The following is a 14,728-nucleotide window of genomic DNA, read 5'->3' on the forward strand; positions in this document are numbered from 1 at the left end:
GCATCTGCCCCAGTCGCCGCGCATGGCCTCGCCCTGGCTCTATGTCGGGCCGGAGGCGCTGTACTGGAGCGTGCGCGCCGTCAACGATCTGTGGAAGCCCAAGGCGCTCTACATTTCCGAGAACGGCTGCTCCGCGGATGATCCGGTGGCGGCGGATGGCAAGGTCTATGATGGCGACCGCATCATGTATCTGCGCAACTACCTGACCCATCTGCAGCGCGCCGCGCGCGAGGGCTACCCCATCAAGGGCTATTTCCTCTGGAGCCTGATGGACAATTTCGAGTGGGAGGATGGCTACACCAAGCTTTTCGGCATCCACCACGTCGATTTCAAGACCGGCAAGCGCACACCCAAACTGAGCGCGGACTGGTACCGCGAACTGGTGCGCACCAACCGGCTGGTCTGACCGCGACCCTGCCCCGGACTGGTGTGTCCGGGGCAGGGTGTTATCTCAGCGCGGTTTGCCGGAATAGAAACCGGTGGTGACCTTCAGCACCTGCGGGCGGTCGATCAGGTTCAGGCCGTAATCGGTCTGATCGCCGTTCCACACCCGCGCGGTGACCCACTTGCCATCACGGAAGGTGCCTTCCTCCACCGAAACGACCATGCCGTCATCGCGCTTGTCCGCAGGGGAGAAGCTGACGCGCACGTGGTCGCCCATCACCAGATATTCATGGTCCGAAAGCTGGGCCACGGCCATGCCGCCGACAGGCTCGCTGGCCCATGGCGCCGGATCGGCCTTGATCCAGGTCCAGTCCTTCATGCCGAACTGCCACTGGCCCCAGCTGGCGGTGATGGTCCACGCACCCAGCGTGACCGACTGGTCGCTGCCATTGTCGGGCTTGGCCGTGCCCCAGGTGGGGCGCGTGGCGGCGATCTCCGCCCAGTCACGCATGATGCTGCTCACCGTGGCATAGGGCAGCGCGAAAGCGGCAAGCTCCTTGGAATCCAGCGCGCGGGCGCCCAGCGGATAGTTGAAATAGCCGCTGGCATCCATGCCGAAGGGGGAAAAGCCGATGCCGCCGCGCCCGATGGTGGGCCAGAAGAAGCGCGCGAATTCCTTGGCATTGCCGATTTCCGGCACCATCAGCGCATTGTCGGGACGGGTGTATTTGTCGAGGTACTGGATCACATTGCCGCTGGCGCGATCATAGATATCGGGCGCGGCAAGGTCGATGGCCGGGGCCGCCGCCTTCCAGATGTCCAGCACATCCCACTGCGGCCCGCCGCTGGCCACGCCCGTGGGATCGGGCACGTTGGACGGCCCGGCCAGCGAGGCGTTGACATACATCGGCAGCGCTTTCACCGTCTTGCCCGCCTGCGCCAAAGCATTGACATAGCTGGCGACATACCAGGTATTGAAGGCGCGCGGGGCCTGCGCCCCAAAGGCCTGCGTCCATGTGCCGGACTTGCCCGTCTTGCGCGCCAGCGCCGCCGGGATCTGCTGCGCAAACAGCCGGTTGCCCTCAGCGGAGAAATCGCGCGGCACGCGGTAGGAGCCGGTTTCATTTTCGGGCTGGACCATGATGACGGTGTTCTGCCGGTCATGATCGCGCAGATAATCCATCACCTTCACAAAGGCGCGGCGGTCGGCCTCCATGGTCGCGGGAAACAGCGGTGACAGCACGCCGTGGTCCTTGCCCTGCTGGTCCTTCATGCGGGGGAAACGGGCGTTGTTCAGCTTCACCCAGGCCGGTGCATAGGAAGGGCTGGTGTTCTTCCAGCTGCCGAACCACAACAGCACCACGCGCTTGTCGTGGGCGCGGGCCTGATCGAGCAGGTCCTGCAGGAAGGAAAGGTCATATTGGCCTTCCACCGGCTCCACCTGCTCCCAGGCGATGGGCACTTCCACCGTGTTGGCATGCATGGCGTCCAGCACCGGCCAGGCGGTCTTGAGCGGCTCGGCATAATTGCTGGAGTTGTTGACCTGCCCGCCCAGCATCACAAAGGGCGCGCCATCGACGATCAGCGCATGATGCCCCTCGCGGCTTTCCAGCCGGGGAAGCGGGGTGGCCGTCTGGGCGGCGGCGGTGTGCGCTGCAAGGGCGCAAGCCAGCGCCAGCGGCGCGAGTTTCGTCAGCATCTTTGTCATGTCCCTTTCGCCGGGTCGCCGAAGATCAGTCCGCGCCCGTCTGTCGCCACATAGACCCGCCCGAACAGGCGCGGGTCGCCCGAGACCATGCGGATGCGCAGGCCCCATTGATGTTCATCGTCGTTGATGCGTGCCCAGGCCCCGCCGCCGTCAAGCGAGCGCCACAGCCCGCGCGTGCCCCTCACGCTGCCCAGCGCGTAGAGCGCCGGGGTCTCCGCATCTGTCCCTTTGCCGAGACCGAAGCGTTCCACCCGGATCGCCTGCCCGCTGCGCCGCCAGCTTTCGCCGAAATCGGTGGAGCGCCACAGATCGCCATCCAGCGCCAGCCACAGCGCCCCGGCGCGATCAGGCTCGGCCAGCAACGGCGCGGGATCCTCCCGGTTGGTGGAGCGGGCTGCGGTGAGGTCTTGCGGCAGGCCCTTGCCCATCACGGGATGGAAGCTGGCGCCGCCATCGTCACTGCGCAGCATCCGGCCTTTGGTGAAGTCCAACGCGTAGAAGCGGCGCGCATCGGCCTTGTCCGCCGTCACCCTCGTGCGGGGCAGACCGGAGATCGCGGTCCAGCTCACGCCATGATCGCGCGAAAGCAGCGGCTTATCGGTCTCGGCGACAAAGGCCCCGCCATCGGCGGAAGCGGTGATGGCGGCATCGCCGGTCTCCTCCGGGCAAGGCGAGCCGTCGGCATGGGGCGTGCAGCGCGGCAGATGCAGCGCTTCCCACGATGCGCCGCCATCCGCCGACCATGCCAGCGAGGTATCGGGCACTTTCAATGTGTGCGTGTTGCCGCTGCGCACCATGATGGCGGGCGACCGTCCGGCGTAATCCAGCGTGTTGGTGTTGGTCAGGAACGGTTGGAGATGCATGCGCGGTGGCGAGACCGCCAGATCATCATGCCGGAAACCGCCGATGTCGCCAAAGCCGGAGATCAGATGGGCGCCGCCGGTCGGGCTGATCAGGGTGATGACGGCGGTCTGCTCGATGCCCTGAGTCCAGGGCCGCCACGGCATCTCGCCGGGCTTGTCGAGCGCCTGCGTGCCATAGACCGTCGCGCCGGTGACATAGGCGGCATGGCCCGGATCGAAGGGATCGATCGCCAGCCCGGCGATCCAGTGACCGAAATTGGCCTTGCCATTAAAATCGAGGAAGGGTGAGGAGGACACGTCGCGCACCGAACGCCGCCACAACTCGTCCCAATGCGCGCCGCCATCGCGGCTCAGCCAGACCGTATCGACCGGATCGCCGCGATCGACGGTGCTGACAGCGATCATCATCGGGTCCGTCGTGGAAACCGCAACGCCCATATAACCGCCCTGCGGCGCGTCAGCCCCCCGCAGCGGAGTCACCTCGCGCCAGCGCATCGCCGCCGTATCGAGTTGCCACACCGCGCCGCGCCGGATGCCATTGGGGCCGATCCCGTCATTGAGCGTGATGGTCAGCATGCCGTCGCGCCCCAACGCGGCTTTGGCCGCCAGCAGATCGGCAGGCGGCCCGCCCGGCACCGCGCGCCATGTCGCCCCGCCATCCTGCGAGAGGAACAGATGCTGCGTGCCGGGATCGGCGTTGCCCACGAAGATGCGGCCCTTGCGTGCGGGATCAAAGACCACGAAGGACAGGCCGCCATGCGTCTGCCGGTGCCCTGTCGGCAAGCCCAGCCCGGCCAGCGGGAAGGTGCTCACCTGACGCCAATGGGCCCCGGCATCCTCGCTTCGCCACAGGCCCCGATGGCGCGAACCGAACAACAGCCGCGCATGGTTGAAGGGATCGATCGCCAGCCTTTCGCCCAGCCCGCGCCCATCCTCATTGCCGCCCATCGCGAAGGGCACCGGCGTCACCTGCCAATGCGCGCCATAATCGGTGGAGCGGAAGATGGCGGCAGGCATGCCGGCGGCCATGCCCGCCGCGAGATAGACCGTGCCCGCATCCACCGGATCGACCGCAAGGCTCTCCACGCCCATGTAGCTGCCTTCGGAGACGCCATCCTGCAACGGCGCCCAGCGTTTGGCGCGCGCATCCCAGCGATAGGCCCCGCCCATATCGCTGCGCAGATAGGCAAGGCCGGGCTCCACCGTGCTGAAGACGATGCCCGGCGTGAAGCCGCCGCCACCGATGCGGACATTCGACCAGTCATAGGGCACCGGCGCAGGCGCGGCGCACGCCACCGATCCGGCAAGGCCTGCCGCCATCATCAGCGCAACCGACAGCACACCTCCTGCCCGTGACATCGTCAAGCCCTTCGCCTTCCCATCTTTCGCTGCTGCTGGACTGGCGCCATGAAGGGCGCTGCCAGATTGTGATCGAGCCAGCTTATTTGTCCGTACTCAGCGTGGCCGAGATCGCGGCCAGCGCGAGTGGGCGCATCACCGCATAGCCGGCGGGCGTCGGGTGGACGCCGTCGCTGGCCAGACCGGACCGCATCGCCCCTTCGGGCGTGGCGAGCGCCGCGTGATAATCGACATAGCCAAAACCATTGGCCCTGGCGTAGCTGCGCAGCCAGTCGTTGAAAGCGGCGATCTGTGGGATCGGGCGCTTGTCCGGGCTCCACGGGAAGGCGGCTGCGGGGGGAATCGAGGCGAGGATCACCTTGATGCCGTGGGCGCGCGCCAGTTCGGCCATGCTTGCGATGTTGCCCTGAACGGTGTCCATCGTCGCCGCGCCCGTGTTTCCAGCAAGATCGTTGGTGCCAGCCATGATGTGCACCGCCATGGGGTGCAGGTCGATGACGTCACGGCGGAAGCGCACCAGCATCTGCGGCGTGGTCTGCCCGCTGATGCCGCGATCGACGAGGCCGCCGGTGAACATCGCCGGATCGGCGTTGATCCAGTTGTCGGTGATCGAATCGCCCATGAACACGACCCGCACCGGCGCGGCCAAAGTGGTGTTCTGGGCGGCGTAGCGGCAAAGCTGGCCGTAATCGCGGGTTAGCATATGCAGGTTCCACATATGCCATCCGGCAGCGTCGGTGGGTTTGTCGTGAACAGGGCAGGGGGCGGCGACAATGCCGCTTGGATCGTCGGCATGGGGGTCGCCGGGCACTATCGTCTGCGCGGAGGCAGAAGGGGCGCTGGCGAGCAAAAGCGCGATCAGGGGCAGGAGGCGCATCAGCTTTTCCTGCGGGGCATGGCCAGCGCCGCCGCGATCGCCTGCGCGGCGACAGGCGCCATGCGGGCATAGCCATTGTCGAGCGGATGGACGCCATCACTGGTGTAGGCGGCCGTCATCATGCCGCCTTTGTCGACAAGGGCGGTGTAATAATCGGCATAGCCATAATGGCGGCGCGCGCAGAAGGCCTGCAGCCAGCTGTTGAGCGCGCGCAATTCTTCGGGGTTGCGTTCCTTGACGACATCGCGTGCGGCCTGCGTGTAATTGTTGACCGGCAAGAGAGAGCCGAACACCACCGTGATGCCATGCGCGTCGGCCAGATCGGCCATCGTTTCCCAATTGGTCTCGATCTGCTCGGGCGTTTCCTGCTGGAGAAAGCCCTGCACATCATTGATGCCCGAGAGGATCACCACCGCCGCCGGGTGTAATGCGATCACGTCCTGATGGAAGCGCAGCACCATCTGCGCCGTCACCTGACTGCCGATGCCGCGATTGATGTAGGGCTTGCCGGGGAAGCTCGCCGCGAGATCCCAGCGATCGGTGATCGAATCGCCGAGAAAGACGACGCGCTGCTCGTTCGGCCCCGGGGGCGGCAAGCTGGCGTTGGCGGGTTGGTAAAGATAACGCTCGCCGAAATCCTGCATCAGGCTGGGGGTCAGCCTGGCGCGGAACGGCCCGAGCCATGGCCCCCAATCCTTCTCCACCACGGTGCGCCGTTCGGGCGAGCTTTGATAGTGCGGCGTCTCGGCGATCGCCGGCGATGCCGCGATGAGCGCCAGAACGGCGAGCCATCCCGGACTCGCCTTCACAGTGCAATGCCCTGGCGGGTGGCGAAGGTCGAGAACAGATCGGGCCATGCCGAAGCTGACTGCGTCTTGGGAAGACGCGTGCCGAATCCATGCCCGCCATCCTCGAAGATATGCAATGCGACAGGCCGCTTCGCCGCGCGCAACGCGTCGAAGAGCGCGATGCTGTTGGCGGGCGGGACGAGGCCGTCATCGGCGGCGTGGACGAGGAAGGTCGGCGGAGTTGTCGCATCGACATTGCGCTCGACCGAGCGGGCGCGTTGATCCGCCAGACCCGCATCCGGCCCGAGCAGCTTGTTGCGCGAGTCGATATGGGCAAAAGGCTGATCGAGGGTGACGACCGGATAGATCAGCGCCGCGACATCGGGCCGTGCGCTCAACTGGTCGGCGGCATCGACGGGTGCGTAAACCCGGGCGGCATGGCGCGTCGCGAGCGATCCGGCCAGATGACCGCCGGCGGAAAAGCCGAGGATCGCGACCTGATCGGCGCGGATGCCAAAGCGGGAAGCGCCTGAACGGATCACGCGCATCGCCCGCTGCGCATCCTGCAAGGGAACATCGGCGCGGTCGTTCCAGCCCTCCGAGGGCAGGCGGTACATCAGGATGAAGGCGGTGACGCCGCGTGCATTCAGCCACGCGGCCTGCGACACGCCCTCATTGTCATAGGACAGAAAGCCGTAACCCCCGCCCGGCATGATGAGCGCCGCCGTGCCGTTCGGGCGCTCCGGGCGATAGACCACCAGCACGGGCCGCGCGATGCCCGTCACCCACCGGTCGGGGTGAGCCGGATCTTTCGATTGATCGGCGATTTTACGGGTGATCGCGGCGCCCGTGCTGCCGGGCGGCAGGCCGGGCCATAGCTCGACCACTTCGTCGTGCGCGCCCGTCTGGGCGCTGGCTGCGGGCGTGGCTGCTGCGGCGGCCATGCCAAGCAGGACGGTGCCGCCGAGCAGGTTGCGGCGTGACAGGCTGTTCATGCGTCCGGGGCCTTTTCCAGCGTATCGGGGGCGTCAGGCGTTTCCGCGCGTGGCGTCGTCTCGCGGACGACGGGCGCGAGGTGATCGGCGATCAGCGCCGCCGCCTCGCGCAGCATCTCGCGCGAATCGGCCAGCGGGACTCGCGTGCCCGGCCCATCGACGAAAGGAATGGTCAACGCCGCGCGCGCGACGTTCAGCGACAGCACCGGCACCGAAAGATCGGTGATGCCGGTCAGGACCGGGCTTGGCGATGCGCCGCTGCCATCGGCGAGGATCGAGTCGAGGTTCGCCGTCAGCTCCGGCAGATCGATGTCTCCGCCTGCCGCCCGCACATCCTCCAGCATGGCGGCGCGTGTATCCGCAGACTGGAACGCCAGGAGAATGCGGCCCGACGCCGAGCGATGCAAAGGACGGCGATAGCCCACACGCACGGCAAAACCCGACAGGCCGGGGGAATCGACCCCGGCGATCACCACCATCTCCGCACCGGATACCACCGCAAGGTGGCAACTCTGCCCCGTCTGGCGCGCCAGCGACTGCATCACGGGCATCGCGGTGGAGACCAGATCGCGCACCGGCGGCTGGCCCATGCTGAGTGCGAACAGGCGATTGGTGAGGCGGTAACCCTCCTCGCTGCGGGCGATGTAGCGATGCTCCTCCAGCACCTGCAGCATGCGGAAAATCTCGCTGACCGAGCGTTCGAGCGCGGTTGAGATGTCCGACATGGTCAAAGGCGCGCTGGCGGATGCAAGGACCTCGAGAATCTCGAGCCCCTTCTTCAACGCCGGCGCCTGATAACGCGGTTTGCTTGTCATGCTCTCCCCTCTGTTGCTGCCAGAGTGCTTCTAGCGCTCACCGTCGCCAGCCGCCAACCACCTATCCAATAATCACCAGTGAAAGCAATTTTTATATTTCATATTTCCGAAATTGGCCCTAAGGGGCAAGGCAAGAGCCCTTCCTGGGGGGCCGATCATGGAGGAGAGGGGTATGATTATGGCACCTACGGTCAGCGCACAGAGCAACCGCAAACGCACCATGCTGGTCAGGGTTTCGGTGGCCGCACTGGTTTTCGGCGGCGCGTCGCCGGCATTCGCGCAGGCTGTCGCCGCGCCTCAGGACGTGGCGGCAAGCGGAGGTCAGGCCGCTCCCGCCACGGGGCCGGGATCAGAGGCCGAAGGCATTGTCGTGACCGGCGTGCGCGCCAGCCTTCAGAGCGCGCAGGCCATCAAGCGCAACTCCGACCAGATCGTCGATTCGATCGTGGCCGAAGACATCGGCAAGCTGCCCGATCGCAACGTTGCAGAGGCGCTCCAGCGTATTTCGGGCATCCAGATCCAGCGCCAATACGGCGAAGGCAGCTCGGTGGCGATCCGTGGCCTCACCCAGGTTCGCACCGAACTCAACGGGCGGGACATCTTCACCGCCAGCGGTGGCGGCGGCGAGGGCACCAGCCCTCCGGGAACCCTCAGCCTTGAGGACGTGCCTTCCGAACTGCTCGCCGGCATCGACGTGTACAAGAATCCGGCCTCGGATCTCGTCGAGGATCAGCTCAGCGGCACGATCAATTTCCGCACGCGCAAGCCGTTCGATTTCAACGGCTTCAAGATTTCCGGCTCGGTCAGCGGCACCCATTCCGATTTGGTCAAAAAGACCGAACCTTCCGCCTCGCTGATGGTGAGCGACCGCTGGAACACCGGCATCGGCGAGATCGGCGTGCTGGTAAGCGCGTCGTACCAGCACACGGCGTTCCGTCAGGATACGATCTCGACCGAGCCGTTCAACACGCTCGACACCAGCGTGGGCGCCGGCGGCGCGCCCAACACCCCGGCTGACTATGCCGCGGCCCAGACGCTGGGTCGTCTTGGCCAGACGACCACGCTGGCGCATGGCACCGGGATCGGCGAGGTCTATGGCGATCGTCGCCGCTTCGGCATCGATGCCTCGGTCCAGTGGCGGCCGAGCCCGACCCTCGAATTCACCGCCGAGGTGTTCCGCAACGATTACAAATTCCGCTTCGACGATTACAGCTATTTCGCCGAGCCGGCCGGCGCGCAGATGTCGCCGAAGCCGGGCGCGGCCTTCACCTTCGCGCCGAACGGCGATGTGCAGAGCGGCACCTATCAGAACATCGCCATCGCCGCGAACACCAGCCTGGAAACCCGCCATTCGCGCGTGACCGACTATTCGCTGCACGGCAAATGGTCAGCGTCTCCGCATCTGACGATCACCGCCGACGGCCAGTTCGTCGATGCGAACACGCAGGATGTCCGCTCGATCATCGGCCTGAACGGCGTGGGTGACGGCACGCTGACGCAGACGATCTCGGGCAACACCCCCAGCTTCTCGATCAGCACGCCGGAGGGGGTGACCAACCCATCGAGCTACAACGCCGCCTTCTATCTCGACGACCTGAACCACGCCGAAGCCAAGGACAAGACGGCCCGGCTGGATGCCGAATATAAGTTTGACGACGGCATCCTGAAGTCGATCAAGGCGGGTTTCCGCTTCGCCAACCGTTCGAACGTCTACAGCGACACCGGCTATCGCTACACCCAGCTGTCGTCCGTGCCGACGGATCTTGAGACTGTCAGCCTCGGCAGCTTTTTCCGCGGCGATGCGTCCATCCCCAGCCAGGGCCTGTTCTTCTCGCGCGCTACCACGCGCGACTATAATGCGACGCGCGCCGCGCTCGGGATTACCACCGCCGCGCCCTATCTGCCGAGCGGCACCAGCACCCAGTCGCAAAAGACCTATGCTGCCTATGCCACTGCCTTTTTCAAGGCGGAGCAGTTGCCGCTGCCCATCGATGGCAACATCGGCATCCGTTTCATTCGCACGCAGCAGGCTGTCGCTGGCTATTATCAGCAGACCGGCCTGATCACGGGCGCGGATGGCAAGCAGGTGACGGGCGATACAACGTCCAATCTCGTCGATTTTTCGACCAGCTACAATTCGTGGCTGCCCAGCCTGAACCTGCGCGCGCATCTCACCGACAAGCTCCAGCTGCGTTTCGCGGCGTCCAAGAACATCTCGCGTCCGTCGCTCTCGCAGCTGAACCCCGCGCTGACGATCACCGAGCCCGGGACGGCGCAGATCAATCAGGAGCATGACACCTCGGGGGGCAACCCTTATCTCAAGCCGATGACGTCGAAGAATTTCGATCTCTCGGCCGAATGGTACTTCTCGCACACCGGGTCGCTGACCGCCGCTGCCTTCTACAAGCAGATTTCGAACTACATCCAGACCGGCATCTCGCCCCGCACCGTCACCTTCAACGATGGCGTGTCGGCGCAGTATCAGGTCACCTCGTACAACAATGTTGCCGATGCGACGGTGAAGGGCTTCGAGCTTGCCTATCAGCAATTCTTCGATTTCCTGCCGGGGCCGCTCAAGGGCCTGGGCGTGCAGGGCAACTTCACTTACGTCAACTCGAACGCCCCCAGCCCGGCGACCGCGGGGCCGGTCCACGATGTTTCGCTCGAGGGCTTGTCCAAGTACAATTACAACATCGTCGGGATTTACGAGCGCGGTCCGATTTCGACCCGCATCGCCTACAACTGGCGCAGCGAGTTCCTGGTGACGACGTCGGGCAACGGCTCGGGCAATCTGCCGGTGTTCCAGAAGCCGTTCGGCCAGCTGGACGCGTCGATCACCTATAACGTCAACCCGCATGTCTCGCTGACGGCGAATGGCGTGAATCTGCTCAACACGATGACATCGACCTATTACGGTATCGAAACCCGTCCGCGTGACGCGATCGTGACCGACCGCCGCATCAGCCTCGCAGCCCGCGTGACCTTCTAAAGGACGGGGCATCGCTGGAACCTTCCCTCCCTGTGGCCAGAGCCTTCATGGCTCTGGCCGCCTTTGACCGGAGGCTATAATGCCCGATCTGGCGATAAAGAGAGGGGTGAGGATGATGAACGGCACGCAGGATGGGCAGGCGCCGCGGATGGCCGGCCGGGCCGGTATGGTCCTGATCGTCGGGCTGTTCTTTCTGTGGGGTTTGGCCAACAATCTCAACGACGTGCTGATCGCGAAGTTTCGTCATGTCTTCCAGCTTTCCGATCTGCAGTCGGGGCTGGTGCAGTCAGCCTTCTATCTGGGCTATTTCTGTTTCGCGCTGCCTGCCGCCTATGCCGCCGAACGCTTTGGTTACAAGGCGGCGGTGGTCGGAGGGCTTCTGCTGTTTGCGGCGGGTGCGCTGCTGTTCTGGCCGGCCTCGCTGCAGCCGAGTTATCCTTTTTTCCTCTTCGCGCTGTTCGTCATCGCCAGCGGCCTCGCGTTTCTGGAAACTTCGGCGAACCCGCTGGTGATCGTGCTGGGCCCGGCTGAGAGTGCTGATCGTCGCCTCAATCTTGCGCAGGCCTTTAACCCGCTCGGTTCGGTGACCGGCGTGGCGATGGGGGCCGCCTTGCTGCTTGCGGACGTGCCTGTCGGCGTGGCTCCCGATGCCTCGGCGGTGCGCATGCCTTATCTGGTCATCGCGGCGGTGGTGCTGGTCTGGGCGGTGCTGCTGATGGCCACGCCCTTGCCGCGCGCGGTGATGCCCGCCGGGCGCGTGCCGGTCAGCGGCGTTCTTTCAGGCGTCGGCGCCTTGCTGAAGCGGCCGCGCTATCTTGCGGGGGTGTGCGCGCAATTTTTCTATGTGGGCGCGCAGGTCGGTATCTGGAGCTATCTGATCCGCTATGTCGCGGCCGAATTGCCGCAGCTGGGCATCCAGCGCGCGGCCTGGTTGCTGACCGTCTCCTTGTTGCTGTTCACCGCCGGTCGTTTTGTCGGCGCCCTCTTGCTGTCGCGCATCGAGGGCGCGCGGCTGATGACGCTGTTCGGCGCGATCAACGTCATGTTAATGGTTGTTGCGGCGCTGGTGGGCGGGCGGGTCGGGGTGGTGGCGCTGGTCGCCAGCAGCTTCTTCATGTCGATCATGTATCCCACCATCTTCGTCCTGTCGCTGCGTGGCCTTGGACCGCTGACAAAACCGGGGTCTTCGCTGATTGTCATGGCGATCATCGGCGGCGCGGTGCTGACGGCGGTCATGGGCTTCGTCTCCGACATCAGCGGCGCGATCTCGCTGGCGATGCTGGTGCCCGCCGCATGCTTCGCGGTGATCCTTGCGTTTGCCCGCCTTCATTGCGGCGAGGTGGAGCGATGATCGACGCGCACGTCCATCTCTGGAGGCCGGGACTGAACGATTGCACCTGGCCCGGGCCAGACATGCCGGCGCTGCACCGCGATGTGCTGCCGGAGGAGTTATGGGCCGAAATCGGCGAAACCGGTGTCTCGCGCGTGGTGCTGGTGCAGAGCCAGGAGAGCGAGGCGGACACGCATTGGCTGCTCGACCTTGCCCATGCGGACGATCGCATCGCGGGTGTTATCGGCTGGAGTGATTTCACCGCGCCGGCTGCGCCCGCGCGCATCGACCGGGTGGCGGCGCGTGGCAAGCTGCTCGGGATACGGCCCATGGTGCAGGACCGGGCAGACGACTGGTATGATGATCCTGCGCTCGATCCGGCGCTGGCGCATCTTGCCCGGCGCGGACTTGTGCTCGAAGCGCTGGTGCGGCCGCGCCATCTTGCCGCGCTGGCGCGCTGCTTGGGTCGTCACCCGGATCTGCGTGTGATCATCGATCATGCTGCAAAACCCACCATCGGTGAAGCCGACATGTTTTGGGAGGAAGCCATGAAGAGGCTGGCGGTGTTGCCGCAAGTGGCTTGTAAAGTATCGGGGCTGGTCACCGAACTCGCCGCGGATGGCGCGGCGGTGGCGGTGCTGCCCTCTATCGCAAGGATCCGTGATCTGTTCGGGCCGGAACGTCTGATCTGGGGAAGCGACTGGCCGGTCGTCACTCTGCGGGAAAGCTATCGTGACTGGCTCGCTCTGGCCCGAAGCGCGATTCCATCGGCGGAGCATTCGGCGGTGTTCGGTGGCAACGCCCGGCGCATCTATGGGCTGCCATCATGAGCCAGCCTGTTCTCCCCCGCTTCGGCATGGGCACGGCCGCAATCGGCAATCTCTACCGCGCCTTGAGTGATGATGAGGCAGCAGCGACCGTGGTTGCGGCGCTGGCGGCCGGCATCGGCTATTTCGATACCGCGCCGCATTACGGCTTTGGCCTCGCCGAACGCCGACTGGGTGCGGCGCTGGCGATGCATGATCCGGCGCAGGGCGCGATCGTCTCGACCAAGGTCGGCCGCTTGCTGGTGCCGACCGGGGTCACCGGCACGCGGCATGGCTTCGTCGATGCCGACCCCTTCGATGAGGTCTACGATTATTCGGCTGATGGCGTGCGCCGCTCGCTCGAAGCAAGCGCCGGGCGTTTGCAGGGGCGGCGGATCGATATCGTCCTCGCGCATGATCTGGGCGTGGAGACGCATGGCGGCGAGCATCCGCGCCACCGCGATGCGTTCCTGAACGGCGGCTACCGGGCCCTGTGCGATCTGCGCGATGCGGGCGTTATCGGCGCGGTCGGCATCGGCGTCAACGAGATCGCGATCTGCGAGGAGCTGCTCGACGCGGTGCCGCTCGACGTGATCCTGCTGGCCGGACGCTACACGCTGCTGGACCGGCGGGCAGAGGCCCTGCTGGACCGCTGCGCGGACCTTGGCGTTCGGGTGATCGCGGGCGGCCCTTACAACAGCGGCATTCTGGCGCATGAGACCATCGGCGCAGACATTGAGGGTCTGCACTTCGATTATGCGCGCCCCTCCGCTCAGATTGTTGCGCGGGCCCGGGCCCTGGCGGGGGTTGCGGCGCAGGCGGGTGTTTCGCTGCCGGCGGCGGCGCTGCAGTTTCCCCTGCACCATCCCGCCGTCGCATCCGTGGTCGCCGGGCTGGCCGGGGTCGAGCAGGTCGACGCGATGGTCGCGCGGATCGCCGCCTCGGTGCCCGCCACCGCATGGGACGCGCTGGACCGCGTCATCACGGCAGCGCCCGCTCGGATGACGGCCTCCGGCCCACTCATCCTGCTTCATCCTGACGACAATGTGTTGATCTGCGTCGCGCCGATTTCGGCAGGCGACAGGCTGGCGACGTCAACAGGCACCATCGCGGCGCGCGAAGACATCATGGTCGGCCACAAGGTTGCGCGGTGGTCGCTCTCCGCTGGCGACAAGATCATGAAATATGGCGCGCCGATCGGCTCGATGACGGCGGCGGCCACGCTCGGTGAATGGGTCCACATGCACAATATGAAAAGCGACTATATCGCGGCCCACAGCCGCACGACCATCACGGAGGCCGGGTCATGATGCTCGGCTATGCCCGGCAGGATGGCCGCAAGGGTATCCGCAACACGGTCGCGGTCGTGTATCTGGTGGAATGCGCGCATCATGTCGCCCGGCGGATCGTCGACAAGACGGACGATGCCGATGTGCATCTCATCGGCTTTCCCGGCTGCTATCCCAATGCTTATGCCGCCAGGATCATGGAAGCGGTGACGACGCATCCCAATGTCGGCGGCGTGGTGCTGGTGTCGCTGGGCTGCGAGAGTTTCGACCGCGAGCGTCTGGCGGCGCACATCGCCGCGAGCGGAAGACCGGTCGAACTCTTCGTGATCCAGCAGACGGGCGGCACCGCCGCGACGATCGCGGCGGGGCTTGGCGCGGTTGAACGGGTCCGTGCGGCCATCGCCGAGACGCCGCGCGTGCCGATGCGGGTCGACGAACTGGTGATCGGCACGATCTGCGGCGGTTCGGATGGCACCAGCGGCATCACCGCCAACCCCGCCGTAGGCCGCGCCTTCGACCGGCTGG

At 65.6% G+C, this 14,728-nt stretch carries 12 protein-coding genes; 6 read left to right on the forward strand and 6 right to left on the reverse strand.

Annotated elements, in window-relative coordinates:
• Window positions 1–406, forward strand: a 406-nt coding sequence (locus SR3_RS28555; RefSeq protein WP_157099186.1) for a family 1 glycosylhydrolase, incomplete at its 5' end; no start/stop codon positions are given.
• A gap of 45 nt (window positions 407–451) precedes the next feature.
• On the opposite strand, the gene SR3_RS28560 is transcribed toward SR3_RS28555, so the two are convergent.
• The 6 genes from SR3_RS28560 to SR3_RS28585 all read right to left on the reverse strand — a co-directional run bounded on the left by SR3_RS28560 (window position 452) and on the right by SR3_RS28585 (window position 7,789).
• Complete coding sequence (locus SR3_RS28560; RefSeq protein ID WP_157099187.1) at window positions 452–2,083, reverse strand: DUF5597 domain-containing protein; 1,632 nt, start codon at window positions 2,081–2,083, stop codon at window positions 452–454.
• A 5-nt stretch (window positions 2,084–2,088) separates the two neighbouring features.
• On the reverse strand, window positions 2,089–4,314 hold the full coding sequence (locus SR3_RS28565; RefSeq protein WP_068094239.1) for a WD40/YVTN/BNR-like repeat-containing protein: 2,226 nt from the start codon (window positions 4,312–4,314) through the stop codon (window positions 2,089–2,091).
• An 82-nt stretch (window positions 4,315–4,396) separates the two neighbouring features.
• A complete protein-coding gene (locus tag SR3_RS28570; RefSeq protein WP_068094243.1) occupies window positions 4,397–5,191 on the reverse strand; it encodes an SGNH/GDSL hydrolase family protein in 795 nt (264 codons plus the stop codon).
• Window positions 5,191–6,000 carry a GDSL-type esterase/lipase family protein gene (locus tag SR3_RS28575; RefSeq protein ID WP_068094246.1) on the reverse strand — a complete coding sequence of 270 codons (810 nt, stop codon included), beginning with the start codon at window positions 5,998–6,000 and terminating at the stop codon, window positions 5,191–5,193. The genes SR3_RS28570 and SR3_RS28575 overlap by 1 nt, the downstream gene beginning before the upstream one ends.
• Window positions 5,997–6,974, reverse strand: coding sequence for an alpha/beta hydrolase (locus tag SR3_RS28580; protein WP_068094252.1), 978 nt, complete (start codon window positions 6,972–6,974; stop codon window positions 5,997–5,999). Before SR3_RS28580 ends, SR3_RS28575 begins: the two co-directional genes overlap by 4 nt.
• Window positions 6,971–7,789: an IclR family transcriptional regulator gene (locus SR3_RS28585; protein ID WP_068094255.1), complete on the reverse strand. Its 819-nt coding sequence runs from the start codon at window positions 7,787–7,789 to the stop codon at window positions 6,971–6,973. Before SR3_RS28585 ends, SR3_RS28580 begins: the two co-directional genes overlap by 4 nt.
• A 172-nt stretch (window positions 7,790–7,961) precedes the next feature.
• Between SR3_RS28585 and SR3_RS28590 the strand changes: the two genes are divergently transcribed.
• The 5 genes from SR3_RS28590 to SR3_RS28610 form a co-directional block, all read left to right on the forward strand.
• Complete coding sequence (locus tag SR3_RS28590) at window positions 7,962–10,778, forward strand: TonB-dependent receptor (RefSeq protein WP_245654142.1); 2,817 nt, start codon at window positions 7,962–7,964, stop codon at window positions 10,776–10,778.
• Window positions 10,779–10,890: 112 nt separating this feature from the next.
• Window positions 10,891–12,129: an L-fucose:H+ symporter permease gene (fucP, locus tag SR3_RS28595; RefSeq protein WP_068094258.1), complete on the forward strand. Its 1,239-nt coding sequence runs from the start codon at window positions 10,891–10,893 to the stop codon at window positions 12,127–12,129.
• Window positions 12,126–12,938 carry an amidohydrolase family protein gene (locus SR3_RS28600; protein WP_068094261.1) on the forward strand — a complete coding sequence of 271 codons (813 nt, stop codon included), beginning with the start codon at window positions 12,126–12,128 and terminating at the stop codon, window positions 12,936–12,938. Before fucP ends, SR3_RS28600 begins: the two co-directional genes overlap by 4 nt.
• A complete protein-coding gene (locus tag SR3_RS28605; protein ID WP_245654143.1) occupies window positions 12,935–14,224 on the forward strand; it encodes an aldo/keto reductase in 1,290 nt (429 codons plus the stop codon). Before SR3_RS28600 ends, SR3_RS28605 begins: the two co-directional genes overlap by 4 nt.
• A partial coding sequence (locus SR3_RS28610; protein ID WP_174549213.1) for a UxaA family hydrolase occupies window positions 14,221–14,728 on the forward strand: 508 nt, incomplete at its 3' end. The genes SR3_RS28605 and SR3_RS28610, both read left to right, overlap by 4 nt.

This window comes from Novosphingobium rosa NBRC 15208, from assembly GCF_001598555.1.
GTDB classification, from domain to species: domain Bacteria; phylum Pseudomonadota; class Alphaproteobacteria; order Sphingomonadales; family Sphingomonadaceae; genus Novosphingobium; species Novosphingobium rosa.